The sequence below is a fragment of the Kitasatospora sp. LaBMicrA B282 genome (assembly GCF_050325825.1).
In the GTDB taxonomy this organism is placed as follows: Bacteria; Actinomycetota; Actinomycetes; order Streptomycetales; family Streptomycetaceae; genus Kitasatospora.
The window spans coordinates 14,432-40,553 of sequence record NZ_JBNQTI010000068.1; the positions used below are offsets into that span (position 1 = coordinate 14,432).

Genomic DNA, 26,122 nt, shown 5'->3' on the forward strand with positions numbered 1-26,122 from the left:
ACCTCGCTTCGCGCGGTCATGCCGCCCCCTCGGTCGCGCTGCGCAGCGTGGTGGGCTGCGTGCCCTGGCCGAGGAGCTCGGCGTAGATGCCGCGGAAGGCGTCGATGGTCTGGCGCAGGGTGAACTGCTCGACCACTCTGATCCGGGCCCCGGCGCCCATCCTGGCCCGCTTCTCGGGGTCGCGCAGCAGCTCCAGGGCGGCCCGCGCCATCGGCTCGGGCTCGCGCGGCGGCACCACCAGACCGGTGTCGCCGACCGCCTCGCGCACCCCGCCGACGTCGGTCGAGACGGTGGGCCGCCCCGAGCTCATCGCCTCGATCAGGGTGAACGGGAAGCCCTCGCTGATGCTGGAGAGCATGCAGATGCTGCCGGCCGCGTACGCGTCCTTGATCTCGTCGACCCGGCCCTCGAAGACCACCGAGTCGGCCACCCCGAGGTCGGCGGCGAGCTTGACGCAGCCGTCGCGGTAGCCCTCGGCGCCGCGCGCGGTGCCGCCGAACAGCCGCAGCCGGGTCTCCGGCAGCTCCGCCTTGACCAGCGCGAAGGCGCGGATCAGGGTCTCCAGGTCCTTGATCGGGTCGACCCGCCCGGCCCAGCTCATGGTCAGGGTCTCCGGCTCCGGGCCGGCGGCCGGGAACAGGTCGGGGTCCACCCCGTTGTAGACGGTGCGGATGTTCTCGCTGGGGGTGCCGCCGCGCTCCTCCCAGCGCCGGTTGTACCGGTTGCCGGGGGTGACCAGCGCGGCCCGCGCGTAGCTCTCCTCGGCGAGCATCCGGTAGAAGCCCAGCACCAGCGCCTTGACCGGCCAGCGGTAGGGCCCGGTGCGGTACCCGAGGTAACGTTCCCTCAGGTAGATGCCGTGTTCGGTGAGCAGGAACGGCACGTGGTGCTGCTGGGCGGCGATCAGCCCGGGCAGCGCCGCCAGGCCCCCGCTGACCGCGTGCGTGACCCCCTCGCTCGGCACCTCCACCACCAGCGGGCGCAGCGCGTGCTCCAGCAGGTCAGTGGCGTGCAGCGCGTCGTGCAGGGTCGGCTCGGAGGCGGCGGTGGGCAGGTAGGGCCGGGTCCACACCTGCTGCAGGGTGCGCAGCGCCCCCTCGCTGCGCATCGCCGGGGCCAGCAGGCCGCGCCGGGCGAAGTCGGCGAAGCCGTACAGCTCGGTGCCGAAGTGCGCGGCGTAGACCGGGTCGAGGATCGAGTGCAGGAAGCGCTCGTAGGAGTCCAGGAAGCGGCGCAGCTCACGGCCGCGCGGCGGTTTGCCGGGCAGCGGTGGACCCCAGAGCGGCGCGGTGGTGACCTTGTTGACCCACGGCGGCAGCTGCCAGGCGAGCTGCTCGGTGCCGGTGCCGGTCACCGCGATGATGTCGAACTCCACGTCGGGCATGCCCTGGACCAACTGGTCGCACCAGACACTGACCCCGCCGTGCGCGTGCGGATACGTCCCCTCGGTGAGCAAGGTGACTCGCATCTTGCTTCCCTTCCCCCCAAAAATTTCGGCCGTGCCCGATGGCGGTCGGGCGTGCCGCGGCCGGGGCGGCCGCGCGGGATCGCCGCGCGGCCGGCCGGTCGCGTCGTGGTGCGGTGGTGCGGTGGTGCTACTTGCCGTCGCCGGTCGGAACCAGGGACGTGGCCTTCGTCCGCTGGGTGTCACCGGGACCGACCGGGACGGCCTTGGCCGTGCCGGCCGGCACGGTGGCCTTGGGCGCCTTGACGGTCTTCTTCGCTGCGGTGGCGGCCGCGTTGACCGTGGTCGGCGAGGCCTTGACCGCGCTGGGCGCGGCGGCCGTGGCCAGCTGCAGGTTCACCGAGCCCTGGAACGGGCCCGGGGTGGTCCAGCCGGAGAGCGTGCCGGCGTAGGCGCTGCCGAACGGCGAGCTGCCGAGCAGCATGTGCTGGGTGGTGCCGGTCGGCATGGTGGCCTCGACCTGGACCCCGGCGGGGGCCTGGACCGTGACGTTGTTGCCGATCCGGTAGGCGGTCACCTTGCCGGCGGCCACCGCGGCGTTCCACGCGGAGCGCTTCTGCAGCTCGGCGCCGATCTGGCTCTCGCGCAGGTTCACCAGCGGGGTGTTCGCCGCGTACAGGCCCTTGTAGGTGCCGAGGATCGAGTTGAGCACCGGGTAGGCGATCTGGTCCTCGGCGAAGTTGGACTGGTGGATGAAGTTCGGCCGCGGGTCGTTGTCCATCGCGTAGCCGAGGTCGATCCTGGTCTGCAGCGGCACGATGTACGAGGCGTAGCCGGTGCCGGTGTTCAGCGGCGCCGACAGGCAGGTGGAGTCGGTGGAGGTCGAGCAGATGCCGCTGCCGCCCTGGGCCTTGCTGGTGTAGATCCAGTTGTACTCGTCCACCTCCTCGTTGGTGTGCCCCGCGTTGTAGAAGACATTCATCGGGTAGCGCGGGACGGTCAGCGTGGAGGAGCCCACCGCGCGCTGGTTCGGCTCGCGGGAGGCGTCCGAACCGGTCCACTTGATGCCGTTGGCGGCCAGCGCCGGGGCCAGGTTCGGGTTGTCGGTGGGCTGCTGGGGCAGCGTCACCAGGCCGGAGTGTTCACCGGTGATCAGCTCGGTGGGGTCGATCGGCAGGCCGTTCTGCTTCGCGAAGGCGATGTTCTGCGAGATCTCGTTCTGGATGGTGTTCTCGTCCACCCAGACGTCGTTGCCGGCCGCGTCCTTGGTGCACTGCCACGGGACCACGGTGACGTTCTGCACGCACCCGATGAACGGGTGGTCCCAGGTGTGGTTGATGAACCGCAGCGCGTTGGCGTTCGCCTTGATCGAGTCGAACAGCGGGTCGTCGGTGGTGTTGTTGGTCTGCTCCCAGTCCGACACGCCACCGCCGTTGAAGGCGAAGTCGACGGTGAAGTTGTTGGCCTTCTCCCACGCCACCAGGGTGTTGACGTCGGAGGGGGTCATCCGGATCGGGTTGCTGTCGGTGTTGTCGCTGCCGGGCGGGCAGGTGACGTCACCGGGCGTGCACTTGAGCGTGGTGTTCCAGCGGTCGTCCGACAGGAACAGGTCGTCGACGTGGACCGCGAAGTAGTTGCGGTCGTAGCCGAGGTGGATGCCCTGGGTCAGCCAGTCGACGAAGCCGCGGGCCAGCAGGCGGTACTGCTGCTGGTACTGGTTGTAGACGAAGGTGACCACCAGCTCCTTGCGGCTGTCGTGGTCGTACTCGCCGACCAGCGAACCGCGCGCGGTGCTGCCCGGGATCGGCGCGTCCACCAGCGGGGTGAACGAGGCGCCGGCCGGCAGCGCGGCGAGCGGGGTGGCCAGGTAGCCGTAGCTGGTGGAGACGCCCGGCTCGGGCTGCTCGAACGGCACCTTGCCGCTGAGGTAGCCGAACGGACCGGTCAGCCCGGCGGAGGTGACCGCGCCCTGGGTGCCGTCCAGCGAGCCGATGTAGCCGGGGTTCTGAGCCCAGTTCAGACCGACGCTGGGGCTGGCGAAGGTGTAGGCGTCGATCTGGCGGATGCCGAAGGCGGCCTCGTAGGAGGCGAGCGCGGTCATCTCGGCGGAGCCGGTGCCGAACGGGTTCTCGTTGGGCAGCACGACGCCCTGGAACTTGGCCCGCGGCGCGCCGTTCACGGTGTCGCTGAGGAAGGCGGCGTTGATCGTCGGCCGGTTGGGGTCGGACAGCTTGACCACCGTGTACGGGGTGCCCTCGCTGGCCAGCTCGGCGGTGATCGCGGCGGTGGCGGGACCGCCGTCGTCGACCACCAGCACGGTGAGGTCGATTCGGTTCTGCACCGCGGCGAAGGCGGTGGTGGTGGTCTGCAGTCCGGCAGCCAGCAGACCGGCGGCCGCGCAGGCGGCAGCACGACGGGTCGCTCGACCCATGTAGGTGTTCCTCCCCTGAAAAGGGCGGACTGCCCCCGCGTCCGCCCCGGATGTACTGATGCGTCCCCCCGCGTCGCACGGCCCGCCGTGCGAGGCACTGCGGAACATGGTGGGGCAGAACCATTGGCTTCATAGGCCGAATGGGTGAGAGTGCAGCGAATCTGTCATAGACGTTCACCTGTGGGCCATGTTCGACACCCTGCGGTCGTTAAGGCGCTCTTAAGGGAGCAGAAATCGGTCAGATCATGACAACTTTCTTTTTATGAATGCGTCTCGTCAGACGGAATATGTCGTATACGGCCGTCAGGCCGGGTGGGCGCGCACCGGCGCGCGGTTCGTACCCTGGTCGGACCGGACGACCGTGAGTGCAACCCCTGGAGGCCCCCGTGACCAAGCAGCCCGAGGCGATGCGGCACCCGGCCGGCGACCCGGGGCCGGTCGCCCGCAGCCTGGGCCTGACCGGCGCGGTCAACGCCCGTGACCTGGGCGGGTACCGGACCGCGGACGGGCGGGTGCTGCGCGCCGGCGTGGCGCTGCGCAGCGACGGGCTCAACCGGCTGGCCGAGGCGGACCTGCCGGTGCTCACCGCGCTCGGCATCCGGCAGGTGGTCGACCTGCGCAGCCTGGACGAGGTCCGCGAGGCCGGCCCCGACCGGGTGCCCGGCCTGCCGGTGGCCGACGTCTCCGCGGTCGAGCTGTCCGCGCAGCCGCTCAGCGTCCGGGCCGCCGGCCCCGACGGCATCACCCTGCACCACCTGCCGGTCTACGCCGCGGACTTCGACATCTACGTGGCGCTGCGCGACGCGCTGGCCGACCGCGACCCGGCCAAGCAGTACGCGCTGCTCGGCGAGGGCAAGGCCGCGCGCATGATGACCGGCCTGTACCGCTGGTTCGTCACCGACCCGGTGGCCCGCGAGCGGTTCGCGGCCGTGCTGCGGCTGCTCGCCGCGCCGGACGGCCCGCCGCTGCTCTTCCACTGCACCGCGGGCAAGGACCGCACCGGCTGGGTCGCCGCGCTGCTGCTCACCGCGCTCGGCGTGGACCGGGAGACGGTCTTCGAGGACTACCTGCTGACCAACACCCGTTCGGCCGCGATCATCGAACGGATCACCGCCAGCTTCTACGAGCGCGGCCTGATGGAGGACCCGGGCCTGCTGCTGCCGCTGTTCCGCGCCGACCGCGACTACCTGGCCGCCGCCTTCGCCGAGGTCGAGGCCGGGTGGGGCAGCTTCGCCGCGTTCTGGCAGGACGGCCTGGGGCTCGACGAGGCGGTGCTGGCCGGGCTGCGCAAGAACCTGCTCGGCGACGCCGGCGGCGAACCGGCGCGCTGAGCGGCCCGGCCCCCACGGCTGCGCGGGGCGCCGGGCCGGTCGGCACGCGCGCGGGCTCAGCCCTCCCCGGTCAGGCCCTCGCGCAGCTGGGTCAGGGTCTTGGTGAGCAGCCGGGAGACGTGCATCTGCGAGATGCCGATCTCGTCGCCGATCTGCGACTGGGTGAGGTTGCCGAAGAACCGCAGCATGATGATCCGCCGCTCCCGGGCCGGCAGCTTGGCCAGCAGCGGCTTGAGCGACTCGCGGTACTCCACGCCCTCCAGCGCCAGGTCCTCGTAGCCGAGCCGGTCGGCGAGCGGCCCGTCGCCGTCCTCCTCGCCGGGGGTGGAGTCCAGCGAGCTGGCGGTGTAGGCGTTGCCGACCGCCAGGCCCTCCACCACGTCCTCCTCGCTCACCCCGAGGCAGGCGGCCAGCTCGGCCACCGTGGGGGAGCGGTCCAGCCGCTGGGCGAGCTCGTCGCCGGCCTTGGTCAGCGCCAGCCGCAGCTCCTGCAGCCGTCTGGGCACCCGGACCGACCAGCTGGTGTCCCTGAAGAACCGTTTGATCTCACCGACCACGGTGGGCATCGCGAAGGTGGGGAACTCCACCCCGCGGTCCGGGTCGAACCGGTCGATCGCCTTGATCAGGCCGATGGTGCCGACCTGGACGATGTCCTCCATCGGCTCGTTGCGGCTGCGGAACCGGGCCGAGGCGTAGCGCACCAGCGGCAGGTTGAGCTCGATCAGGGTGTCCCGGACGTAGGTGTGCTCGGCGCTGTCGGCCGGCAGCGTGGCCAGCCGCCGGAACAGCGAGCGGGAGAGCGTACGGGTGTCGAGCCCGGGGGTGGCGGTGGGGCCCGGGACCTCCGGCGGCGCCGGTGCGTGCTCGACGACTGCCGTCCCACCGTGGATCTCCGTGCTGCCCAGCTCCGCGGACATGCACCCACCCCCTCCAGACCGGTCCGACGGGAGCCCGCGCGCCGCGGCTCCCGGTTGCGCGTCGAATGATCGATGCGTCCCCCACCGCTTGCTTACCGGATGCGCGCACCCGGCAAACCCGAATATCGCGATTCGTCACGCGCCGGTAACGCGTAGCGATGCCCGGGGCGCGCTGCTCCGGATGGCCGCTCCGGGTCACTCCTCCCAGCTGTTTCCCGTGCGCAGCCTGGTGAGGATGCGGGACAGGAGGCGGGAGACGTGCATCTGGGACATGCCGAGCTCGTTGGAGATCTGGGACTGCGTCAGGTTGGCGAAGAACCGCAGCATGACGATCCGCCGCTCCCGCTCGGGGAGCTGAACCAGCAGGTGGCGCACCATGTCGCGGTGCTCCACGTCGGTCAGTGCGGAGTCCTCGTAGCCGAGCCGGTCGAGCAGGGCCAGGCCGCCCTCGTGCTCCTGGGCGGCTTCGAGCGAAGCTGCGTTGTACGCCCGCCCGGCGTCCAGGCAGGCTCGAACGTCCTCCTCCGGGATCCGCAGGTTGGCGGCGATCTCCGGAACCTTGGGGGTCCGCCCGTGCAGCACGGTGAGTTCCTCCATCGCTCCGCTGACCTGGACCCAGAGCTCCTGCAGCCGGCGCGGCACGTGCATGGTGCGCACGTTGTCCCGGAAGTAACGTTTGATCTCCCCCAGGATGGTCGGCAGCGCATAGGTGGGGAACTGGACGCCGCGGCTGGGGTCGAACCGGTCGATCGCGTTGATCAGGCCGATGGTGCCGACCTGGACCACGTCCTCCATCGGTTCGTTGCGGCTGCGGAACCTGGTGGCGGCGTAGCGCACCAGCGGGATGTTGACCTCGATCAGCGCGGCGCGGACCTGCTCGCGCTCGGGCGCGTGGGCGGGCAGCTCGGCGAGCCGTTCGAAGAGCACCCGGGTCAGGGTGCGCACGTCGATCGGGCCGCCGAGCGCGGCGCCCGCGCCGAACTCCTCGGCGCAGGCGGCGGCCTCGGCCTCGGCGGCGGCGCCGGCCGCGGGGCCGTCCGGGTGGGCGGGGTCGGGCTCGGCCTCGGGGCCGCCCGTGCCGGTGTCCGGCGTGTCGTCCTGGATCCGCACGGACGCGTCACCCCTCCCTCGGTTCACCACCTCGTCCTGCCCGGCAAAATCGGTCATAGCATCACAAGACGGACGCCATTCCTTCAAGTACCGGACGGAGGCGTGTTGCTGACCCGACGTCAACAAAACGACGACCCCCGGCGCCCGGGAGCGGCTCGAGGGGAGCGCTCCGGGTGCGGGGGGCCGTTGGGTCGTCTGGATACGACCGAGTCGCCGGGGTGGCTCAGACCTCGAAGTCGGCGACCACCAGGGTGGCGATGGCCCGCCACAGCTGGGCGGCCGCGACGTGCGCCGGATGGGTGGCGTAGACCTGGAGCGCGTCCTGGTCGGCGACCAGGCTGTTGATCGCGTAGTCGTAGGCCACGTCGCGCGGGCTGACGTTGAAGCCGTGCTGCCACTCCAGCAGCTCGGGGATCTGCTCCTCGAGCCCGTCGAAGGCCTTGGCGGCGGCCAGCGCGCGCGGGTCGTCCTTCGCGATGCCTTCGTTGAGCTTGAACATGACCAGGTGGCGGATCACTGCTGCTCCTTGTGGCCCACGGGTGGGCCGAGGGTAAGCCGGGGTTGGACCCCGACACGGTAACCCGGCTGGTCGGGGCCCCGGAGCCCGGTCCTATTTGATGAGACCGGTCATGAACTCGCCGACCGACTTGGCGGCGTCCGAGATGCCGACGAAGCCCGACTGGACCAGCTCCGCGGCACGATCGGGCGAGTGGATGATCGTGTACACCACGAAGATCAGCAGGACGTACATGCCGATCTTCCTTGCCTGCGCCATCCGAACCGCCCGCCTCGCCTAGTCCGCCCCAGCCGTCGTGCCCGCCCAAGCCTCGTGCCCGCGCCGGGCCCCCGGCCGCTGCGGGGCCCAGCGTGCAGCTTATCCACCGGATGGCCGAATCCGTGAGCAACGCGTTCACTCGGCGGGACGAAGGTCCCCGGGACTCGGGCCCTTGTGCGGATGCCCCGCGCCTGCTCCGGCGGCAGGATGGTTGGCGTACCGGGGAACCTGGCAGGAGTCACCGGTACGTGGATCCGGAGAGCTCCCCGCTGTGGGACCGGGCGCCGCGACTTCCCCCCGACGCGGTACCGGTTGTGGGACCTCCGTCGGGGGAGCGATCCGGTCCCCCGGGATCGCTCCCCCCATCCGGTCCACCCGTCCCGTCCCGTCCATTCGACCTGGCGGGCGATCAGAACTGCTGGGTGAAGCGCACCTCGCACTCCGGGGCCAGCCCCAGCTCCTCACCGGTCACCGGCTCGCCGGTGCTGATCAGGATGTTGTAGTGGTTCGGGAAGTGGCAGGCGTCGAAGCCGAGCACCGTGCCGACCGGCCGGCCGCCGATCCAGACGGTGTCCCCGCGGTCGATCACCCCGGCCCGGGAGATCTCGGTGAAGCCGAGGAACCCCACCCGGTCCACCCGGGTGCCGGGCGTGCCGTCCGCCACGTCGGTGCTGACCAGCTCGTGCAGCTCGCCGGCCCGCACGCAGCGGCTGGCGTACGGCTCCACTGTCATGCCGCGGTCCTCGCGCCGGTGGACCAGCACCTTGACCAGCTCGCCGGCCACCGTCCGCTTGGCGCCGTCCTCCCGCGGCGCGCCGGCGGGTGCGCCGCCCGGCCGGCCGGGCGCCGCGCCGGTGACCAGGCCGCCCGCGTTCACCAGGCCGCCCGCGTTCACCGGGCCGCTCCCGCGGCGCGCTGGAGCACGTGGGTGTCGACGTCGCCGTCCAGCCGGTAGGCGGCGGTGACCAGGTCGAGGGCCGCCAGACCGCCGTCCCGGCGCCCGTTCGGGGCCTCGATCGCGGCCCGGAAGGCGGCCAGCACCCCCTGGTACTCGTGCCGGAGCGAGGCCTTGAACCCGGTGTGGCCGGCCAGCAGGTCGGCCCGCAGCACCCGGCCGTCGGCCAGCGTGACCTCCACGTCCTTGAGCTCACCCGGGTAGGACCAGTCCAGCTCCACCCGGGCCCGGCGCGGCGCCGGCCCGGCGGTGACCAGGTCGAGGGTCGCCTGCCGGTCCAGCCCGGCCGGGTCCCGCTCGATCGCGGCCCGGACCACGCTCAGCTCCGCCTCGCCGAAGAGCAGCCGGACCAGGTCGAAGGCGTTGGGGCCGTTGTCGGCCACACAGCCGCCGCCGCAGCGCGCCGGGTCCAGGTACCAGGCGTCGGTGCCGATGTGCTCCTCGATCCGCTCCAGGTAGCGCACCTTCACCTTGCTGATCGTGCCGCCCGTGCCGCCCGTGCCGCCCGGGCCGGCTGGGCCGCCCTGGCCCCCCGCACCCTCCGCGCAGGCCGCGACCAGCGCGCGCACCGCGCTGTTGTAGCGGCGGTGGAAGGCGGTGAAGAGCACCAGCGAACGCTCGGCGGCGATCGCGGTCAGCGCCCGGGCGTCCGACAGCCGGGTGGCCAGCGGCTTCTCCACGCAGACCGGCAGGCCGGCGGCCAGCAGGTCGCGGCAGAGCGCGGCGTGCGCGTCGTTGGGCACGGTGACGATCGCCCCGCCCAGGTCGTGGTGGGCGGCCAGCAGCGCCCGGTGGTCGCGGTAGGCGGGCACCCCGGCCGCGCGGTGCTCGGCCAGCGCGGCCTCGTCGAGGTCGCAGACGGCGGCCAGGGTGACGGCCGGGTCGGCCGCGATCGCGTCCAGGTAGTACCTGGCGATCACGCCGAGGCCGATCACGGCCAGTTTGCGGGGAGCGGTCACGAGGTCCCTCCGGAGGGTTCGGGGGTCGGCTTGGGGGCGGTCAGTCCGGTGGCCTCGGCCAGCGTGGTCAGCTCGGCGAAGCGGGCGGGCGAGAGCCGCACGCCCTCGCGCAGCCGGCGTTCGGCCAGCTCGCCCTCCGGGAAGCCGGGGTAGCCCACCGGGTGGTCGGGGTCGACCGGGGGGCAGTCCAGCAGGGTGCCGAAGAGCGAGTCGGCCTGCCGGGCGAAGTCCGCGCGGTCCCGCAGCAGCCCGGGGTCGACGGCCAGCGCCAGGTAGCCGATGTCGTCGTCCCGGCCGGTCGGGTTGCCGTCGCCGGCCAGCGCGGCCGGGGCCGGCCCCAGACCCGCGCCGGCCAGCAGCGCGCCCAGCACCTCGACCACCAGCCCCAGCCCGTACCCCTTGAACGCGCCGGTCTCCGGCCGGCTGCCCAGCCAGAGCAGGTGCGCCTCGCCCCGGTCGAAGGCCCCGGGGTCGGTCACCGGGGCGCCGCCCGGGCCGGCCAGCCAGCCGGGCGGGATCTGCTGCCCGGCCCGGGCGGCGGCCCGCACCCGCCCGGTGGGCACCGCGGTGGTGCTCATGTCCAGCACGAAGGGGTGCCGGTCGCCGGCCGGCGCGGCCACGCTCAGCGGGTTGGTGCCGAGCAGCGCCACCGCCCCGCCCGGCGGCCGGGCGATCCGCTGCCGGCCGCAGTTCGCGGCGAGCACCCCGATCATTCCGCGCCGGGCGGCGCGCAGCGTGTGGAAGCCGGCGCAGCCCAGGTGGGTGGCGCCGCGCACCGAGACCAGGCCGACGCCGTGCCGGCCGGCCCGCTCGACCGCCAGGTCCATCGCGGCCGGTGCGGACCACAGGCCGAGCGCCCGGCGGTCGTCGCGCAGCACCGCGGCGCCCAGGTCGACCAGGTTCTCGGGCTCGGCCGCCGGGTCGGCCCGGCCCTCGTCCAGCAGCGGCAGGTAGAGCCGGGTCAGGTTGACCAGCCCGTGCGAGGTCAGGCCGGTCAGGTCGCCGTAGCAGAGCGCCTCGGCGGCGGTGGCGGCCCGGGCGGCGGGCAGGCCGCGGCCGCCGAACACCTCGGCGGTGAACCGCAGCAGCTCCGGGTAGCGGACCGAAACGCCCGGCGCGCCGGCGCGCGGGGCGCCGATCCGGGCGCCGTCGTCCTCGGGCAGCGGATCGGAGCGCCCGTGCGGCGGCTCGGTCGGCCCGGGGGGCGCCGCCGCCGGGTGCGGTTCGGCTGGCGGGTGCGGTTCGGCCAGCGGGTGCGGCGGCAGGGTGGCGGACGGGGGCGTCAGCGGCATGCGGGGCGGGCCTCCTGCGGGATGGCGGCGGACTGGGACGGCACGGCGGGCGCCGCGGGGGCCGGCCCGGTGGCGGAGTCGAAGGCGAGCAGCAGGTCGGCGACCGAGCGGGCGAACGCGGTCAGCTCGGCGAGGCGGACGAACTCCCCGTCCGCGTGCGCGTTGTTGCCGGCCAGCGTGCCGGGGCCGAGCACCACGGTGGCGGCGCCCGGCTTGCCGGCCAGCCAGATCGCGTCGCAGGTGAACCCGGGCTCCCCGGCCGGCCAGCGCTCGATCCCGGCGGCCGCCAGCAGCCGGGTCAGCCAGGGCAGTTCGGTGCCGGCTTCGGTGAGCGCGGGCAGGCCGCGCTTGAGCCAGTGCAGGTGGGTGATCGCGGCCGCGTCCACCGCGGTGCGGGCCAGCAGCGGGGTGGCGGCGAACCGCTCGGCGAAGGCGGCCAGGCCCGCCGCCAGCCCCTCGGTGACCGCCCGCTCCAGCCGCTCGGCGGTGGCCGGGTCCGGGTAGGCCAGGTTGAGCAGCAGTTCGCCCTGCCCGTAGACCCGGTTGTGCAGGTGGCCGGTGTGCAGGCCGGCCACGCAGAGCCGACCCGGGCACGGGTTGATCGCGCCGGCCAGGTACTGGGCCAGGAAGCCGAGCAGCACGGTGGCGTTGTGCCCGGCGGCCGGCCGGTCGTCCACCGCGTCCTGGCCGCGCACCTCGATCCGCGCGGTCATCGCGGCGGTGCAGTTGGTCAGCGCGCGGTTGCCGGTGGGTTCGCAGAAGACGTTCAACCGGCCGAAGTGGCCGGCCGCGACCAGCGGGCGGGTGCCGATCGTGCCGAGCGCCCCGCCCTCCTCGCCGGCCACCGCCTGCACCAGCACCCGGACCCGCTCGGTCAGTGCCGGCCGCTCGGCCAGCGCGGCGCGCAGTCCGGCCAGCAGCGCGACGGCCGGGCCCTTGGCGTCCACCGCGCCGCGCCCGTGGAAGGTGTCGCCGTCGCGGCGCACCGGCAGCTCGCCGGCCACGGTGTCCAGGTGGACGTTGAACATCACGGTGCGCTCGCGCGCCACCGCTGCGCCCAGGCCCAGCAGCAGGCTCGGCTGGTCGGCCAGGAAGGCGGGGTCGGCGCCGGCCGTGCGGACCGGCTGCGGCACGTCGGGCAGCTCGGTCCAGGCCGGATCGGGGGTGTCGTGCCGCAGCACCGCGAAGCCCAGGTCGGCGGCGGCCTCGGCGTAGCGGTGCTGCGCGGCCCAGAGTTCGGGCACCGCGCCGGGCTGCTCCAGCGGGCCCGCGGTGGGCAGTGCCAGCAGCGCGAGCAACAGGTCGTGGTCGGTGGGGGTCAGCATGCCGCCAGGCCCGCCGCGGTGCAGGTCCAGTCCGTGCCGTCGGCCGCGGCCAGCTGCTCGGCCAGGCTCCGCAGCGCCTGGCCGCAGGCGGCGAAGTCGGCCCGGCAGCGCGCCGGTTCGGCCCGGAACTGCTCGTGCGGGCGGACCGACAGGTGCGGTTCGATCGACCAGTGCCCCTGGTAGCCGGTGGCCAGCAGCAGCCGCAGGCAGTCGGCGACCGCCGCCTCGCCCTGGCCGGGCAGGGTGTACTCGGGCGCGGCCGGGCCGCCGGTGGCGTCCTTGACCTGGACGTGCCGGACGTAGGGGGCCAGGGTGCGCAGCTGGTCCAGCGGCCGGTAGCCGTGGGCGGCGCCGTTGCCGGTGTCGAAGAGGAAGCCGAAGGCCTCGGGGCCGGCGGCCTCCAGCAGCCGCAGCGCCCGGCCGGCGTCGGTGCCGGCCCAGCCGGCGCAGTTCTCGTGCAGCAGCACCAGGCCCCGGTCGGCCGCGTGCTTGGCCAGCACCCGGGTGCGGCGCAGCACTTCGCGTTCCCACTCGACCTCGGGGAGCGGGCCGCCGACCGGATCCTCGTTCGGGTAGGACATGATCCGCAGGTAGCGGGTGCCGAGCACGGCGCAGCGGTCGCCGAGCACCGCGAGTTCGGCCAGCTCCTGGTCGAGGTCGCAGCTGATCGGGCGGGACCAGCCGCCGATCCGGCTGGCGATCACCGGGACGGTCAGGCCGGCCTCGGCGATCCGGGCCGCCGCGCGGGCGAACGCCGGGCCGCTCAGCAGGTCCACCGGCTGGCCGTCGATGGTGCGCAACTCGATCGCCCGCCAGCCCAGTTCGCGGGTGGCGGCGAGCTGGCCGGCCAGGTCGACGGCGGCCTCGTCGGCGATCCCGCAGTAGTCGATCCGCCGCACCGGGACCGGCGCGGCGGCGTCGGCCGGGGGCGAGTGGCCGGTGGAGCGCAGCCGGGACGGTGCGGTGGCCGGTGGGGTCGGTTCGGCGGCGGTGCGGGTGAGTTCAGTGGACACAGGAGAGCTCCCGTTCGAAGGAGGGGGCGGGGGAGGGCAGCAGGTCTGGGGCGCCGCTGAGCCGCTTGGCCTCGCTCAGCAGCCGCACCGCCCGCACGTGCCCGTCGAACTCGGCGGCGGGCGGCAGCGGGCCGCGCTGGAAGCGGCGGTAGGCGCGCAGCAGGTAGGCGCCCAGCGCGTCGTCCGGGAAGACCTCCCGCACGGTGCCGTGGCGGCCGGACAGCCGCAGTTGGGCGTACTCGTCGTCGGCGCTGCCCGGGTAGTGGCCGATCGCGCTGCCGCGGGCGAAGCGCAGCTCGATCCGGCGCTCGCGCACCGGGGAGGTGAGGTCGGAGACGATCTCGGTGCGCACCCCGCCGCGGTGGGCCAGCTTGAGCCGGGCGCCGCCGAGCAGCGGGCGGACCTCGCCGCCCACCCGCAGGTCGTGCCCGCCGGCCTCGGTCACCTCGGCGTCGCCGGCCAGCAGCAGGGCCACCCCGAGCGCGTGCGGGACCTCGATGTCGAAGGCGGTGGGGTGGCCGCTGGTGGCCAGGGTGCGCCGGAACCGGGGCTTGTGCTGGCGCACCCTGATCCGGCGCAGCTGGCCCAGCTCCCCCTCGTGCACCAGCTGGACCAGCCGGTCGGTGAGCGAGCTGGCCAGCCACGGCGCCACCACCGCGACCTGCAGCTGCTCCCGGTGCACCACCTCGACCAGCGCGGCCAGGTCGCCGGGGTGGGCGGCCAGCGGCTTCTCGATGATCAGCCGCCGGAAGCCCAGCGCGGCCAAGTCAGCGACCAGCTCGGCCCGGTGCTGCGGCGGGGTGCAGACGTGCACCACGGTGTGCTGCGGGTCGAGCAGCCGGCGGGCGGCGGTCGGCGAGGGCAGCAGCCGGACCTGGGCGGGGTCCGGCACGGTGGTGGGGGCCGGGTCCACCGCGAGCAGCGGCGGGCCGGCGAACGGGGGGCCGAGCTCGCGCCGCAGCCGGAGCAGCACCGGCAGGTGCAGCCCGGCACCGGCGCGCCCGAGGCCGACGATGAGCGTGCGGAACATCGCGCGGTGTCCTCCTTGCTCGCGGGGTCGTGGTGCTCACGGGGGTCGTGGCCGGTGGCGGGCGCCGGCGTCCGGTGTCCGACCGGGGGCAGCCGGGGCGGCCGCGGTGCCGGGGCGGGTGCGGGTCGGGACGGGGGTGCCTGCCCGGTGGGACGGGCTGCCGATCCGGGGGTCGGCGCCAGCCTGCCGATCATGCTGACGGCAAGTCAATTCCCTTTGGCGTGTTCCTTCACGAAAGAGTGGTTTACGCCGGATCGGCACTCTTTTGACGGTATGTCGTCTGGCGGTTGACATAGCCTCGGTGCCCCGAATGCCCGCCCCGAGACCCCTTGAGGGGGAGCGTTGCAGACTCCCGTCACAGCCGCCGGTGGCCTGCCCCGGCAGGCGGTCGGCCGCCGCCCGGTGCCGTTCTTCACCCAGGCCCGCAGCTTCGAGCAGCTCTGGCCGCTGATCGAGCGGCACGCCGTCGAGGTGCTGGACGACGGCAAGTTCTCGCACGGCCGGCAGGTCGAGCGACTGGAGGCGGCGCTGGCCGAGTACACCGGCGCCCGCCATGTGATCGGCGTCAACAGCGGCACCGACGCCCTGGTGCTGCTGCTGCGGGCAGCCGGGCTGCGGCCGGGCGACGAGGTGGTGGTGCCGGCGTTCAGCTTCGTCGCCTCGGCGAGCTCGGTGGTGCTGGCCGGCGGGCGCCCGGTCTTCGCCGACATCGACCCGGTGAGCTACGCGCTGGACCCGGCCGCGCTGGCCGAGCGGCTGACCGGGCGGACCCGGTTCGTGATGCCGGTCCACCTGTTCAGCCGGCTCGCCGACCTGACCGCGATCGGCGCGCTCGCCGAGCGGCACGGCCTGACCGTGCTGGAGGACAGCGCCGAGGCGATCGGGATGCGTCAGGGCGGGCGCCACGCGGGCCTGTTCGGGGCCGGCGGGGTACTCTCGTTCTTCCCGACCAAGACGCTCGGCGCGATCGGCGACGCCGGGGCGGTGCTCACCGACGACCCCGAGCTCGCCGCCACCGTGGCGGCGCTGCGCCACCACGGCCGGTTCGGGCGGACCATCGGCAACTTCCCCGCGATCAACACCAGCACCGCACTGCCCGGCTGCAACAGCAAGATGGACGACCTCCAGGCGGCGGTGCTGCTGGCCAAGCTGACCCGGCTGGACGCCGACATCGCCCGCCGGGCCGAGCTCGCGGCCGGCTACGACGAGCGGCTGGCCGGCCAGCCGGGGGTGCTGCGCCGCCCGCAGGTGGGCGGGATCGAGGGCCAGGTCTTCTACGTCTACCTGATCGAGGTGGAGCGCCGCGACGACCTGGCCGCCCACCTGGCCGGCCACGGCGTGGAGACCGAGGTCTACTACCCCTCGCCGTTGCACCTGCAGCCCTGCTTCGCCGAACTCGGCCACCGGGTGGGCGACTTCCCGGTCGCGGAGGCCGCCTGCACCCGCACCCTCGCCCTGCCGCTCTACCCGGACCTGACCGAGGCCGAGGTGGACGCCGTCTGCGCCCTGATCCGCGACTTCTACGCTGGAGGCCCCGCATGACCGCCGTGGAGCTGGCCGAGATCCCGTTCTTCCCACTCGACCTGTTCGAGGGCGACCGCGCGGTGCTGCTGCGGCTGCTCCGCGAGACCGGCACCGCGCCCGGCCAGCGCTTCCTGCTCGGCGAGCAGACCGCGCACTTCGAGGCCGAGTTGGGGCGGAGCCTGGGCGGCGCGGAGGTGGTGGCCTGCAGCAGCGGCACCTCGGCGCTGACCCTGGTGCTGGCGGCGATGGCGGTCGGGCCCGGGGACGAGGTGGTGGTGCCCGCCTTCGGCTGCGCGCCGCTGGCCTCCAGCGTGCTGAGCGTGGGCGCCCGGCCGGTCTTCGCCGACGTGGACCCGTGGACCATGGTGGTGGACCCGGCCGCCGCGGCGGAGCGGATCGGGCCGCGGACCAAGGCGCTGATGCCCGCGCACATGTTCTCGGTGATGGCCGACCTGCCGGCGTTCCGGGCGCTGGCCGAGCAGCACGGGCTGCGGCTGCTGGAGGACTCGGCGGTGGGCCAGGGCGGGGTGCTGGCGGGGCGGCCGGCGGGGCTGTGGGGGGACGCGGGGGTGTTCTCCTTCGTCCAGGTGAAGACCTTCGGGATGCCCGGCGAGGGCGGTGCGGTGGTCACCCGGGACGGCGAACTGGCGCGCACCGTGCGGATGCTGCGCAACCACGGGCAGGACGGGCGGACCAGGTTCCGGCACCACCGGATCGGCTGGAACAGCCGGTTCGACGAGCTGCAGGCGGCCTTCCAGCGCCACCGGCTGCCCGGCCTGCCGGCCCGCCTGGCCCGGCGGGCCGAGATCGCCGGCTACTACACCGAGCGGTTCGCCCCGCTCGCCGAGCGCGGGGTGCTGGCCCCGCCGCCGGGCACCGAGGGCCGCTGCCACTACGTCTACACGCTGCTCGCCGAGCGCCGGGACGCTTTGCAGGCGCACCTCGCGACCCGGGGCATCGCCTCGCACGCCTACTACCCGCAGGCGCTGCCGCGGCAACCCGCGTTCGCGCCGTACACCCTCCCGGGGGACGGCTGGCCGGCGGCCGAGCGGGTCGCCGAACGGGCGCTGTCGATCCCGGTCCATCCGCATCTGACGGACGGTCAGATCGAGCGGATCGCCGACGCGGTGTGTGATTTCCCGGTCAGCTGACCCCAGTTGAGGGCCCTGCGCCGGAAGTCGGTGCACCCGCGGGCCCGCGCCGGGCCGTCCGCCGGCCCGGCGCGGGTCCGCCGTACGAGTGAAGATCCTTCCCCGTCCGGGTGATGTCCGTGTCCCCTCGAACGGCTCTGCCGGCGTGACCTTTTCGATCAAGATCCCTTGTGGGACAAGGGGAAGGTGGACCCGTGTACGACCGACTTGCCCCCGCGACGGAGCGTGACGGTGCGAACCGCGACTGTGATCAACTGCAGCGCGAGATCGGGCACCCGGCCCGACGCGTCCTAGGAGGACCCATGCAACGAGTCGTCATGACCAAGCGCACCGTCGCCGTGGCCATCGCCGGTCTGGTGGTCGGCACGGTCGGCGCGCTGAGCGTGCCGGCCCTCGCGTCGTCCGAGAAGCCCCAGGTCGCCCCCGTCCAGGCGATGACCCTGGACTTCAGTGGCACCAACGACGAGACCAACGTGCCCCAGACGGTCGGGACGACCTTCGGCGGTACCGCGGTGGTCAAGGACACCGGCGGCAACGTCATCGGCAAGGCCTACGACATCTGCGCCAAGGATGTCATCAACCCCAATGCGGACACGGTCTTCTGCACCGGCACCGTCCGGGTCACCAACGGCCAGGCCAATGGCGAGATCTCCTTCAGCGCCGTGCTGCCGATCAGCGACAACGCCGCGGCGCCGGCGACGGGCGCCTTCACCGGCGTGATCAACGGCGGCACCGACGCCTTCGAGGGCATCACCGGCGAGGCCAAGTTCAAGCCGCAGACCCAGGGCGTCTTCGACGTGAACTTCTCCTGATCCCCCAGCTGTTCAGGGAGCCGCCGACCCGTCGGCGGCTCCCGCCGCTTGTGCCCGCTCGACCGTCCTTCCGGGAGTCCCGATGTCCACCACCGCCCCCGGCGCCGGCTACCTCTTCGCCGAGCTCGGTGACCTGGTCCGGCACCAGGCCGCCAGCCGGTCCGCGGCCTACGACCCCTTCACCACCGAGCGGTTGGCCGCCACCGGGGTGGGCGACGGCTGGCACTGCCTGGAAGTCGGCGCCGGCGAGGGCGAGATCGCCCGCTGGCTCGCCGCACGGGTGGCCCCCACCGGCGAGGTGCTCGCCACCGACCTGACCCCGGAAAGGGTGGCCGGCGCACCCGGCCTGCGCGTCGAACGACACGACATCGCCCGCGACCCGCTGCCCGCCGGGGCCTTCGACCTGGTGCACGCCCGGCTGGTGCTCCAACTGCTGCCCGAGCGGCGGGCCGTGCTGGAGCGGCTGCGGCAGGCCCTGCGTCCGGGCGGCTGGATCCAGATCGACGAGTTCGACGTCTCGTACGGCCCGGTGCTCACCGCGCCCACCGAGGCGGCCGCCGAGCTCTACCGCACCTTCCTGACCGCCAAGAACCGCGCCTTCGCCGCGACCGGTGCCCACCCGGTCTGGGGTCGGGAGGCGGCCGCCGACCTGGCCGCGGCGGGCTTCACCGCCCTCGACCCGCAGCCGCGGATCGTGCTCTGGCGGGCCGGCCACCCCGGCCTCGAACTGCTGGTCAGCCACACCCGCACGCTGCGCGACCAGCTGCTCGCCGAGGGCCTGACGGACGGCCAACTCGCCGAGGTGCGCGCGCTGCTGCGCCACCCCGGGTTCGCGGCCGCCTCCTGCGTCATGTACTCGGTGCAGGCCCGGCGGCCGTCCTGACGCGCGACTGCTCGCGATGCTCCGATGCCCCCGAGAGCGCTCCTGAGAGGAACGGCAACACCCGTGCATCCCACCGCAGTACTCGGCCGGCCCGCCCGTCCCGGCGGCCTCGTGCCGAAGGCCGGCTGGCGGGCCTACGCCCGGCTGGCCAAGCTCGACATCTACGACTACTACCTGGCCACCCCGCTGCTGCTGGCGATGCTGCTGCCGGCCGGGCGGCTGACCGCCGACGGCTGGGCGGTGGCCCTGCTGCTGCTGGTCGGCGGGGTGGCGATGTTCGCCGGCCTCTGCTCCTTCGACGACATCACCGGCTACCGCGACGGCAGCGACGCCGCCAACTACGGCCCCGACGCCCCGGCACGCCGGCTGGCCCGCAAGCCGCTGATCGCCGGGACGCTGGGCGAGGCCCAGGCCCACCGGTTCGCCTGGGCCGCGACCGCCGGGCAGTTCGGCTGCTGGGGGCTGGCCCTGCTGGTGGCGCCGCACCGGCCGTGGTGGGCGGTGGCGGCGATGCTGCTCTGCCTGTTCGCCGGCTTCCAGTACTCCTGGTGGCTGCGGCTGAGCTACCGCGGGTGGCAGGAGTTCCTGCTGGCCGGGTACGGCTGGGTCTTCGTGCTGGTCCCCTTCGGCCTGACCACCGGTGAGCTGCCCGCGTTCGCGCTGGTCCAGGGCCTGGTGTTCGGCCTCGGCCCGCTGCTCTTCGGCGTCTACTCCAACGTCAACGACATCGCCGGCGACCGCGCGGTGGGCCGCCGCACCGTCGCGGTGCTGGCCTCGCCGGGGGGCAACGCCGCCTTCGTGGGCGCGCTCTCGCTGCTGGAGGCGGCGCTGCTCACGGTGCCCCCGCTGCTCGGCCTGGCGCCCTGGTGGTTCGCCGCCCTGGCGGTGCCGGTGATCGCGCTGCGCTCGGCCCAGTTCACCCTCGGCCTGGTGGCCGGGCAGGTGCTGCGGGCCCGCCGGCTCGGCATCCACACCCACCGGGTCTGCTGCGCGCTGCTGATCCTCGCCTGCCTGCTCAACGGCGGTGCGGCGTGAGGTTGCTGCCCGGCCCGCGACCGCTCGACCTCGGTCCGCTCTTCGAGACGCTGGCCGAACGCGGCGTGCCGACCGTGGTCCGGCTCAGCCGCCCGCTGGACGTCGCCGCGGAGCGCGGCGAGCGCTGGACGGTGCCCGAACTGGCCGAACTGGTCGGCGAGTTGTCCGCGCTGCTGGCCGCGGTCGGGGTGCGCTACGGCGACCGGGTGGCGGTGCACAAGCGCAACCACTGGGACTACCCGCTGCTGGCCGCCGCCACCGCGCGGATCGGCGCGGTGCCCGCGCTGCTCTCCGAGCACCTCGAACCGGCCGCGCTGGCCGCCCTGGTGCGGCGGCTGGAGCCCGCGGTGCTGCTCTCCGACCGCTACACGCTGGCGCTGGGCGGCAGCCGGACCCAGGTGGCCGGCCGGCCACTCCGCACGGTCAGCCTGGACGGTCCGTCCCCCGGCGCGATCGACGCCACCACGCTGCGCGGCGGCGCGGTGCCCGCCGTCCGGCGCCGGCCCGACGACGAGCCGCTGGTGATCGTGCACACCTCGGGCACCACCGGGCTGCCCAAGCTGGTGGTGCACAGCACCGACAGCCTGGTCCGCAAGCTCACCTCCTTCGAGGCGCACCGCTGGCCGCTGATCTCGATCCGCCCCGACGACACGGTGGGCAACGCCGGCGCGTACGCGCACGGCCGGGCGGTCTCCTGGACCATCTCCGCGCTCTGGGCCCGCCCGGAGACCGTGGTGGTGCTGGCCGACGGCGAACCGGCCGAGGCCGCCCGGCTGTTCGCCGCGCACCCGCCCACCGTGCTGGAGGCGCTGCCCGCGACCTACGTCCGCTGGCAGCAGCTGGCCGCCGGGCCGAACACCCCGTTCCGCGACCTGCGGCTGGCGGTGAGCACCTTCGACGCCGTCCACCCGCCGACCGTGCGCACCTTCCTGGCCGCCTCCGAGCGCCGGCTGCCGATCTGGCTGCAGGGCTGGGGCCAGAGCGAGACCGGTCCGATCACCTTCCGCTTCCTCACCCGGCGGGCGCTGGTCCAGCGCGAGCAGCGCCACCCCACCACCCGGGACCTGGGCCGCCCGGTGCCGGGGCGGAGCAGCCTGCGGGTGGTCGACCCGGCCACCCTGGAACCGGTCCGGCGCGGCGAACCGGGCGTGGTGCTGGTCCGCACCCCCAACCTGTGCGGCGGGTACCTGGGCGAGGAGCAGCGCTGGGCCGACAAGCAGCAGGGGAGCTGGTTCAACACCGGTGACCTCGGGGTCCGCACCTGGGACGGGCGGCTGCTGCTGCTCGACCGCGAGGTGGACCAGGTGCCTGGGCTGAGCTGCGTCGAGCTGGAGGACGTGCTGCACGACCGGCTGCCCGAGCTGACCGAGGCGGTGCTGCTGGACGCCGGCCCCGGGCGGCCGCCGCTGCCGGTGCTGGTCACCGCCGACGGCACCCTCGACCCGGCGCGCTGGGCGGGCGCGGTGCACGACCTGCCCGAACTGGCCGAGCCGCTGCTGCTCGGCTGGGACTCGCTGCCGCGCACCGGCACCGGCAAGGTGCGCCGGCACGAGCTGCGCAGCCGCTACCTGGCGGGCACGGTGGCCCGCGGAACCGGAAGGTGGACCTGATGGGCGGTACTGCCACGGACCTGGACGTGGCCGTGATCGGTGCGGGGGTGGCCGGCCTGGCCACCGCCCACCGGCTCGGCCGGGCCGGGCGCGAGGTGCGGGTGTTCGAGGCGAGCAACCGGGTCGGCGGGCGGATGGCCAGCAGCGAGCACGAGGGCCACCGGATCGACGAGGGCGCCGAGACCATCGCGGTGCGCGGCTACGACGCCACCTGGGAGCTGATCCGGGCCGTCGGCCTCACCCCCGAGGAGGTGCTGCCGATCACCCACGCGCTCGCCGTGTGGCGCCACGGCCGCGCGCACGCCCGGCTCGGCCACCCGCTCGGGCTGCTCACCGGCGCCGGCATGTCGCTGCGCGGGCGGCTCGACTGGCTGCGGCTGGGCGCCGTGCTGGCCCGGCCGCTCGACCTGGAGCGGGTGGAGGCGACCCCGTTCGGCGAGCTGACGATCGCCCAGCTGGCCGCCCGCTACCACCCCGACCTGCACGACGCCCTGCTGCAACCGCTGGCCGGCTGCTTCTTCGGCTGGCACTCGGAACGCTCGGCGATCGGCCCGATGGCGGCGATGCTGGCCGCCACCGGCGGGGTCGGCGCCCGCTGGCTCACCTACCGGGACGGCATGGACACCCTGGCCCGCCGGCTGGCCGACCGGCTGCCGGTGAGCTGCGGGATGCCGCTCGCGCAGCTCACCGAGGAAGCGGCGGCGGTGCGCCTGGAGTTCGCCGACGGCACCGTGCTGACCGCCCGCCAGGCGGTGCTCGCGCTGCCCGCCCCGCTGGTGCCCGCGCTGCACCCGGGCCTGCCCGCCGAGGAGCGGCCGTTCGTCGAGGCCTGCGGGTTCACCCCGATGCTCAAGGTGGCCTGCCTGCTGGACCGGCCGCTGCCCTCGCCGACCCGCAGCCCCAGCTACGGCCTGCTGATCCCGGGCACCGAGAGCCGGGTGGTGGCGGGCGCGATCCTGGACCACCTCAAGGCCGCCGACCGGGTGCCGCCCGGCCGCGGCCTGGTCACCCTGCTGCTCGCCCCCTGGGCGGTCCCCGACCTGCTGGGCGCCACCGACGCCGAGGTGGTGGCCGCCGCGGTCCCCGAGGCCGACCGCTTCCTGCCCGGCCTGGCCGGCGCGCTGCGCACCACCCGGGTCTTCCGCCACCCGCACGGCCTCCCGGAAGCCACCCCCGCCGCCCTCCGACTGCGCCCCGCCTTCCTGGCCCGCCCGCACCGCCGCATCGACTACGCCGGCGACTGGCTCACCCTGCGCCCCAACAGCGAGGCCGCCATCGCCTCCGCCGCCCACCCCACCCGCCGCCTGGGCCTGCGGCCCACCACCCTGGCCGCCTGACCCGCCACCAGGAACACGACGAGAGGAACACGACGAAGGGCCCCGACCGCAACGGTCGGGGCCCTTCGTTCTTCCTGCTCAGTGGCGGTAGCGGTGGGATTCGAACCCACGGTGGAGTTGCCCCCACACACGCTTTCGAGGCGTGCTCCTTTGGCCGCTCGGACACGCTACCGAGAGAGACTCTACCGGACGCCTCGGGTCGGAACGAAATCCGTTCCGTCGGGGAGGTCGGGCGGGTGGTCAGCGGTGGGTGTCGAAGAAGGCGCGCAGCTGGGCGCCGCAGTCGTCGGCGAGGACGCCGGGGATGACCTCGGGGCGGTGGTTGAGGCGGCGGTCGCGCATCACGTCGAAGAGGGAGCCGGCCGCGCCCGCCTTCTCGTCGAGGGCGCCGTAGACCACCCGGTCCAGGCGGGCCAGGACGATGGCGCCGGCGCACATGGTGCACGGTTCCAGGGTGACCACCAGGGTGCAGCCGGACAGCCGCCACTCGCCGACGGCCGCGGCGGCCTGCCGGATCGCCTGGACCTCGGCGTGCGCCGTGGGGTCGCCGACGGCCTCGCGTTCGTTGTGGCCGCGGCCGAGGACGGCGCCGTCGGGGCCCAGGACCAGCGCGCCGACCGGGACGTCGCCCGTGGCGGTGGCGAGTGCGGCTTCGGCGATGGCCTGGCGCATCGGGGCCGTCCAGCGGTCGCGGACCGGGTCGGGGCGCACCGGGGCGGGCAGCGGGGCGAGGTCGAGGTGGGGCTGCATCCCACCAGTGTCCGGCACCGGCAGCCCCACCCCGATCGGGCTCCGCTAGCGGACCGCCTCCAGCACCTCGGCGCAGCCCAGGGCGTCGGCGATCTCGCCGAGCGCGTCGTTCGGGTCGCTGCTGATGCCCAGCAGCTCCTTCTCGCCGATGCCCAGGTCGGCGAGCAGGGCGGCGTCGCCCAGCGGGCCGACCGGGACCCGCTCGGCGCCGGCCGCCGGTGCCTCCTCGTCCTCCTCCTCGTCCTCGTCGTCGGCGTCCGCGCTGTCCTCCAGCTCGGTCACCAGGTCGTCGAGGTTGTCGAACTCGCTGTCCCCGGCCCGGCCGACCAGCTCGTCGGTGAGGACCACGTCCCCGTAGGAGCTGCGCTTGGCCGCCGCGGCGTCGGAGACGAAGATCCGCGGGTCCTCCTCGCCGTCCACCCGGACGACGGCGAACCAGGTGTCCTCCTGCTCGATGAACACCAGCACGGTGTCCTCGTCCTGTGCCGCTTCGCGTGCCAGGTCGGCAAGATCGGCAAGGGTTTCGACATTGTCCAACTCGGTCTCGCTCGCATCCCACCCGTCCTCGGTGCGAGCAAGCACTGCAGCGAAGTACGCCACCAGGGACACTCCCAAATTGTCTCGGCCGTTGGCGATCTCGGGCGAACGCGGTCTGGCCGCCCCCGCACCAGAGCCGGTCCGCTGTTCGGACCGTCCCACCGGCATCGTGACAGAAAGCCGGGCCTCGCGGGGAGTGTTCGGCAGCGCGTCTTCGCAGGTCGTGTCGGAAACCGGGCCGGGTTCGGCCAATGACCGTGGAACGGCCGGGGAACGGGCGGCTGCCGGGCGGGGCCGGGGCGGGCGCGGAACGTCGGCGGGTGTGGCGGAGCGGGTGCGGGGCGTTGTCAGATGCGGAAGGTGCGCATGCGGAGCGCTTCCCGCATGCGCCGCTCCTTGGTCTTCCGGGGCTGCACCCGGGCCCGCAGCTCGCGGGCTTCGGCCAGCTCGCGCAGGAAGACCGCGCGGCGGCGCCGGCGCTCGGCCTCGGTCTCCCGGGGCGGCGGCTCGACCGGCTCGGCGGCGGCCCGGCGGCCGGCGCTGTTCGGATCCGCGACCGGCTCCTCGGAGGGTCCGTCGACCGGGCCCGGCGTCCTCTTCATACGGTCTGACATTCCCAGAAGTCCCGATTTGATACCACACGTGTCTCACCTGTCGACCCGTGCCACGGCGGTCATCGAGCCGTCCGGATCGCCGTTAAGGTCGGTCTATGCGGATCCACGTCGTCGACCACCCCCTGGTGGCCCACAAGCTCTCCACGCTGCGCGATGAGCGCACCGACTCCCCGACCTTCCGTCGCCTCACCGACGAGCTGGTCACCCTGCTCGCCTACGAGGCCACCCGGGACGTGCGGACCGACGAGGTCGAGATCACCACGCCGGTCGCCGTCACCACCGGTACCCGGCTCAGCTACCCGCGTCCGCTGGTGGTGCCGATCCTGCGGGCCGGGCTCGGCATGCTGGACGGCATGACCCGGCTGCTGCCGACCGCCGAGGTCGGCTTCCTCGGCATGGTCCGCAACGAGGAGACCCTGGAGGCGTCCACCTACGCCACCCGGATGCCGGACGACCTGTCGGGCCGCCAGGTCTACGTGCTCGACCCGATGCTGGCCACCGGCGGGACCCTGGTGGCGGCGATCCGGCTGCTGATCGAGCGCGGGGCCACCGACGTGACCGCCGTGGTGCTGCTGGCCGCGCCGGAGGGCGTCGCGGTGATGGAGAAGGAGCTGGCCGGGCTGCCGGTCACCGTGGTCACCGCCGCGCTGGACCAGCGGCTGAACGAGCACGGCTACATCGTGCCCGGCCTCGGCGACGCGGGCGACCGGCTCTACGGCACGGCCGGCTGAGCAGCGGCCGCAGCTGCAGTCACAGCCGCAACCGCAGTCGCAACCGCGGCCGCAACCGCAGGGACGGGCGGAGCAGGGCGGTGGCCCCGGGGAGACCGGGGCCACCGCCCTTTCGAATGCCGTGGGGGTGCCGGGCGGCTCAGCAGCTGCCCGGCAGCGGCGACGGGCTGGGGGAGGGCTTGAGCGCCGCCGCCAGCGCGGCCTGGGCGGCGTTCGGGTCGAGCAGCGCCGTGTAACCCTCGCCGATCACGAAGTCCACGCTGCCGTCGGTGCGCCCGTCGTCCATCGTGGCGGCCCCGCTGACCTGGGCGCCGAGCAGGGCGGCAGCCCCGGCCCCGCCCTTGCCGCCGACCAGCTCCGCGGGCCCGGTCACCTTGTTCTCCAGCGCGGTCGGCGCGTTGCCGACCTTGCCGATGGTGAAGCCGCGCTGCTTGAGGTCGTCGGCGGTCTTGGCGGCGAGCCCGGTCTTGTCGGTCGCGTTCAGCACGTTGACGGTGACCTGCTGCGGCTGCGGGGCGGCGGTCGCGGCGGGCAGCGGGCTGGCCGCGGGGGCGCCGGCACCGGGGGCGGCGCCCGACGCGCCGGCCGAGGCGCT

25 protein-coding genes and 1 tRNA gene are annotated in these 26,122 nt (G+C 74.3%); 9 read left to right on the top strand and 17 right to left on the bottom strand.

Annotation, left to right across the window (positions count from 1 at the left end; genetic code table 11):
- Nucleotides 1-16: 16 nt before the first annotated feature.
- Together pelF and ACQRUO_RS20140 are read right to left on the bottom strand one after the other, a co-directional pair.
- Nucleotides 17-1,468 carry a GT4 family glycosyltransferase PelF gene (pelF, locus tag ACQRUO_RS20135; RefSeq protein WP_428317368.1) on the bottom strand — a complete coding sequence of 484 codons (1,452 nt, stop codon included), beginning with the start codon at nt 1,466-1,468 and terminating at the stop codon, nt 17-19.
- A 127-nt stretch (nt 1,469-1,595) separates the two neighbouring features.
- Complete coding sequence (locus ACQRUO_RS20140) at nt 1,596-3,836, bottom strand: hypothetical protein (protein WP_428317369.1); 2,241 nt, start codon at nt 3,834-3,836, stop codon at nt 1,596-1,598.
- 386 nt (nt 3,837-4,222) lie between these two features.
- Here ACQRUO_RS20140 and ACQRUO_RS20145 point away from each other — a divergent pair, with 386 nt between their 5' ends.
- Nucleotides 4,223-5,167 (top strand): tyrosine-protein phosphatase, encoded by a 945-nt coding sequence (locus tag ACQRUO_RS20145; RefSeq protein ID WP_428317370.1) that lies wholly within the window; start codon nt 4,223-4,225, stop codon nt 5,165-5,167.
- Between the two features lie 56 nt (nt 5,168-5,223).
- Here ACQRUO_RS20145 and ACQRUO_RS20150 read toward each other — a convergent pair whose 3' ends face one another.
- The 10 genes from ACQRUO_RS20150 to ACQRUO_RS20195 all read right to left on the bottom strand — a co-directional run bounded on the left by ACQRUO_RS20150 (nt 5,224) and on the right by ACQRUO_RS20195 (nt 14,543).
- Entirely contained in the window at nt 5,224-6,084 is an 861-nt protein-coding gene (locus tag ACQRUO_RS20150; protein ID WP_428317371.1) for an RNA polymerase sigma factor SigF, read from the bottom strand.
- A 195-nt stretch (nt 6,085-6,279) separates the two neighbouring features.
- A complete protein-coding gene (locus ACQRUO_RS20155; RefSeq protein WP_428317372.1) occupies nt 6,280-7,251 on the bottom strand; it encodes an RNA polymerase sigma factor SigF in 972 nt (323 codons plus the stop codon).
- Nucleotides 7,252-7,417: 166 nt separating this feature from the next.
- Nucleotides 7,418-7,711: a Dabb family protein gene (locus tag ACQRUO_RS20160; RefSeq protein ID WP_428317373.1), complete on the bottom strand. Its 294-nt coding sequence runs from the start codon at nt 7,709-7,711 to the stop codon at nt 7,418-7,420.
- 93 nt (nt 7,712-7,804) lie between these two features.
- A complete protein-coding gene (locus ACQRUO_RS20165) occupies nt 7,805-7,945 on the bottom strand; it encodes a hypothetical protein (protein ID WP_428317374.1) in 141 nt (46 codons plus the stop codon).
- Nucleotides 7,946-8,378: 433 nt separating this feature from the next.
- A complete protein-coding gene (locus ACQRUO_RS20170; protein ID WP_428317375.1) occupies nt 8,379-8,864 on the bottom strand; it encodes a DUF6917 domain-containing protein in 486 nt (161 codons plus the stop codon).
- Complete coding sequence (locus ACQRUO_RS20175; protein ID WP_428317376.1) at nt 8,861-9,883, bottom strand: Gfo/Idh/MocA family protein; 1,023 nt, start codon at nt 9,881-9,883, stop codon at nt 8,861-8,863. The genes ACQRUO_RS20170 and ACQRUO_RS20175 overlap by 4 nt, the downstream gene beginning before the upstream one ends.
- The gene (locus tag ACQRUO_RS20180) at nt 9,880-11,175 is read right to left on the bottom strand and encodes an Ldh family oxidoreductase (RefSeq protein WP_428317377.1); all 1,296 of its coding nucleotides are present in this window, start codon (nt 11,173-11,175) and stop codon (nt 9,880-9,882) included. Before ACQRUO_RS20180 ends, ACQRUO_RS20175 begins: the two co-directional genes overlap by 4 nt.
- Entirely contained in the window at nt 11,166-12,500 is a 1,335-nt protein-coding gene (locus ACQRUO_RS20185; protein ID WP_428317378.1) for a M20/M25/M40 family metallo-hydrolase, read from the bottom strand. The genes ACQRUO_RS20180 and ACQRUO_RS20185 overlap by 10 nt, the downstream gene beginning before the upstream one ends.
- A complete protein-coding gene (locus ACQRUO_RS20190) occupies nt 12,494-13,513 on the bottom strand; it encodes a sugar phosphate isomerase/epimerase family protein (RefSeq protein WP_428317379.1) in 1,020 nt (339 codons plus the stop codon). Before ACQRUO_RS20190 ends, ACQRUO_RS20185 begins: the two co-directional genes overlap by 7 nt.
- A complete protein-coding gene (locus ACQRUO_RS20195; RefSeq protein ID WP_428317380.1) occupies nt 13,503-14,543 on the bottom strand; it encodes a Gfo/Idh/MocA family oxidoreductase in 1,041 nt (346 codons plus the stop codon). The genes ACQRUO_RS20190 and ACQRUO_RS20195 overlap by 11 nt, the downstream gene beginning before the upstream one ends.
- A gap of 342 nt (nt 14,544-14,885) precedes the next feature.
- Here ACQRUO_RS20195 and ACQRUO_RS20200 point away from each other — a divergent pair, with 342 nt between their 5' ends.
- The 7 genes from ACQRUO_RS20200 to ACQRUO_RS20230 all read left to right on the top strand — a co-directional run bounded on the left by ACQRUO_RS20200 (nt 14,886) and on the right by ACQRUO_RS20230 (nt 22,895).
- Entirely contained in the window at nt 14,886-16,085 is a 1,200-nt protein-coding gene (locus ACQRUO_RS20200) for a DegT/DnrJ/EryC1/StrS family aminotransferase (protein ID WP_428317381.1), read from the top strand.
- Nucleotides 16,082-17,218 carry a DegT/DnrJ/EryC1/StrS family aminotransferase gene (locus ACQRUO_RS20205; RefSeq protein WP_428317382.1) on the top strand — a complete coding sequence of 379 codons (1,137 nt, stop codon included), beginning with the start codon at nt 16,082-16,084 and terminating at the stop codon, nt 17,216-17,218. Before ACQRUO_RS20200 ends, ACQRUO_RS20205 begins: the two co-directional genes overlap by 4 nt.
- Before the next feature lie 302 nt (nt 17,219-17,520).
- Nucleotides 17,521-18,030 carry a hypothetical protein gene (locus ACQRUO_RS20210; RefSeq protein WP_428317383.1) on the top strand — a complete coding sequence of 170 codons (510 nt, stop codon included), beginning with the start codon at nt 17,521-17,523 and terminating at the stop codon, nt 18,028-18,030.
- A gap of 82 nt (nt 18,031-18,112) precedes the next feature.
- Complete coding sequence (locus ACQRUO_RS20215; RefSeq protein WP_428317384.1) at nt 18,113-18,913, top strand: class I SAM-dependent methyltransferase; 801 nt, start codon at nt 18,113-18,115, stop codon at nt 18,911-18,913.
- A gap of 63 nt (nt 18,914-18,976) precedes the next feature.
- Nucleotides 18,977-19,948, top strand: a complete 972-nt coding sequence (locus ACQRUO_RS20220; RefSeq protein WP_428317385.1) for a UbiA family prenyltransferase — start codon at nt 18,977-18,979, stop codon at nt 19,946-19,948.
- Nucleotides 19,945-21,558 carry a class I adenylate-forming enzyme family protein gene (locus ACQRUO_RS20225; RefSeq protein WP_428317386.1) on the top strand — a complete coding sequence of 538 codons (1,614 nt, stop codon included), beginning with the start codon at nt 19,945-19,947 and terminating at the stop codon, nt 21,556-21,558. The genes ACQRUO_RS20220 and ACQRUO_RS20225 overlap by 4 nt, the downstream gene beginning before the upstream one ends.
- On the top strand, nt 21,558-22,895 hold the full coding sequence (locus ACQRUO_RS20230) for a protoporphyrinogen/coproporphyrinogen oxidase (RefSeq protein WP_428317387.1): 1,338 nt from the start codon (nt 21,558-21,560) through the stop codon (nt 22,893-22,895). Before ACQRUO_RS20225 ends, ACQRUO_RS20230 begins: the two co-directional genes overlap by 1 nt.
- An 82-nt stretch (nt 22,896-22,977) precedes the next feature.
- Here the strand turns inward: ACQRUO_RS20230 and ACQRUO_RS20235 are convergent.
- The 4 genes from ACQRUO_RS20235 to ACQRUO_RS20250 form a co-directional block, all read right to left on the bottom strand.
- Nucleotides 22,978-23,067, bottom strand: a tRNA-Ser gene (locus ACQRUO_RS20235).
- A 68-nt stretch (nt 23,068-23,135) separates the two neighbouring features.
- A complete protein-coding gene (gene tadA / locus ACQRUO_RS20240; RefSeq protein ID WP_428317388.1) occupies nt 23,136-23,645 on the bottom strand; it encodes a tRNA adenosine(34) deaminase TadA in 510 nt (169 codons plus the stop codon).
- Nucleotides 23,646-23,690: 45 nt separating this feature from the next.
- Nucleotides 23,691-24,245 carry a hypothetical protein gene (locus ACQRUO_RS20245; RefSeq protein ID WP_428317391.1) on the bottom strand — a complete coding sequence of 185 codons (555 nt, stop codon included), beginning with the start codon at nt 24,243-24,245 and terminating at the stop codon, nt 23,691-23,693.
- 284 nt (nt 24,246-24,529) lie between these two features.
- Entirely contained in the window at nt 24,530-24,784 is a 255-nt protein-coding gene (locus tag ACQRUO_RS20250) for a hypothetical protein (protein WP_428317389.1), read from the bottom strand.
- A 107-nt stretch (nt 24,785-24,891) separates the two neighbouring features.
- Here ACQRUO_RS20250 and upp point away from each other — a divergent pair, with 107 nt between their 5' ends.
- Nucleotides 24,892-25,527 carry a uracil phosphoribosyltransferase gene (gene upp, locus ACQRUO_RS20255; protein WP_266295966.1) on the top strand — a complete coding sequence of 212 codons (636 nt, stop codon included), beginning with the start codon at nt 24,892-24,894 and terminating at the stop codon, nt 25,525-25,527.
- A 139-nt stretch (nt 25,528-25,666) separates the two neighbouring features.
- On the opposite strand, the gene ACQRUO_RS20260 is transcribed toward upp, so the two are convergent.
- Nucleotides 25,667-26,122 (bottom strand): LytR C-terminal domain-containing protein (locus ACQRUO_RS20260; protein WP_428317390.1); only part of this gene is annotated, 456 nt, incomplete at its 5' end.

What these genes read in the sequence shown, in the direction of transcription:
- ACQRUO_RS20250 (WP_428317389.1), bottom strand. Translation starts at nt 24,784, where the DNA reads ATGAAGAGGACGCCGGGCCCGGTCGACGGACCCTCCGAGGAGCCGGTC.
- ACQRUO_RS20215 (WP_428317384.1), top strand. Translation starts at nt 18,113, where the DNA reads ATGTCCACCACCGCCCCCGGCGCCGGCTACCTCTTCGCCGAGCTCGGT.
- ACQRUO_RS20230 (WP_428317387.1), top strand. Translation starts at nt 21,558, where the DNA reads ATGGGCGGTACTGCCACGGACCTGGACGTGGCCGTGATCGGTGCGGGG.
- ACQRUO_RS20165 (WP_428317374.1), bottom strand. Translation starts at nt 7,945, where the DNA reads ATGTACGTCCTGCTGATCTTCGTGGTGTACACGATCATCCACTCGCCC.
- ACQRUO_RS20155 (WP_428317372.1), bottom strand. Translation starts at nt 7,251, where the DNA reads ATGACCGATTTTGCCGGGCAGGACGAGGTGGTGAACCGAGGGAGGGGT.
- upp (WP_266295966.1), top strand. Translation starts at nt 24,892, where the DNA reads ATGCGGATCCACGTCGTCGACCACCCCCTGGTGGCCCACAAGCTCTCC.
- ACQRUO_RS20140 (WP_428317369.1), bottom strand. Translation starts at nt 3,836, where the DNA reads ATGGGTCGAGCGACCCGTCGTGCTGCCGCCTGCGCGGCCGCCGGTCTG.
- ACQRUO_RS20195 (WP_428317380.1), bottom strand. Translation starts at nt 14,543, where the DNA reads ATGTTCCGCACGCTCATCGTCGGCCTCGGGCGCGCCGGTGCCGGGCTG.
- tadA (WP_428317388.1), bottom strand. Translation starts at nt 23,645, where the DNA reads ATGCAGCCCCACCTCGACCTCGCCCCGCTGCCCGCCCCGGTGCGCCCC.
- ACQRUO_RS20205 (WP_428317382.1), top strand. Translation starts at nt 16,082, where the DNA reads ATGACCGCCGTGGAGCTGGCCGAGATCCCGTTCTTCCCACTCGACCTG.
- ACQRUO_RS20210 (WP_428317383.1), top strand. Translation starts at nt 17,521, where the DNA reads ATGCAACGAGTCGTCATGACCAAGCGCACCGTCGCCGTGGCCATCGCC.
- ACQRUO_RS20180 (WP_428317377.1), bottom strand. Translation starts at nt 11,175, where the DNA reads ATGCCGCTGACGCCCCCGTCCGCCACCCTGCCGCCGCACCCGCTGGCC.
- ACQRUO_RS20185 (WP_428317378.1), bottom strand. Translation starts at nt 12,500, where the DNA reads ATGCTGACCCCCACCGACCACGACCTGTTGCTCGCGCTGCTGGCACTG.
- ACQRUO_RS20150 (WP_428317371.1), bottom strand. Translation starts at nt 6,084, where the DNA reads ATGTCCGCGGAGCTGGGCAGCACGGAGATCCACGGTGGGACGGCAGTC.
- pelF (WP_428317368.1), bottom strand. Translation starts at nt 1,468, where the DNA reads ATGCGAGTCACCTTGCTCACCGAGGGGACGTATCCGCACGCGCACGGC.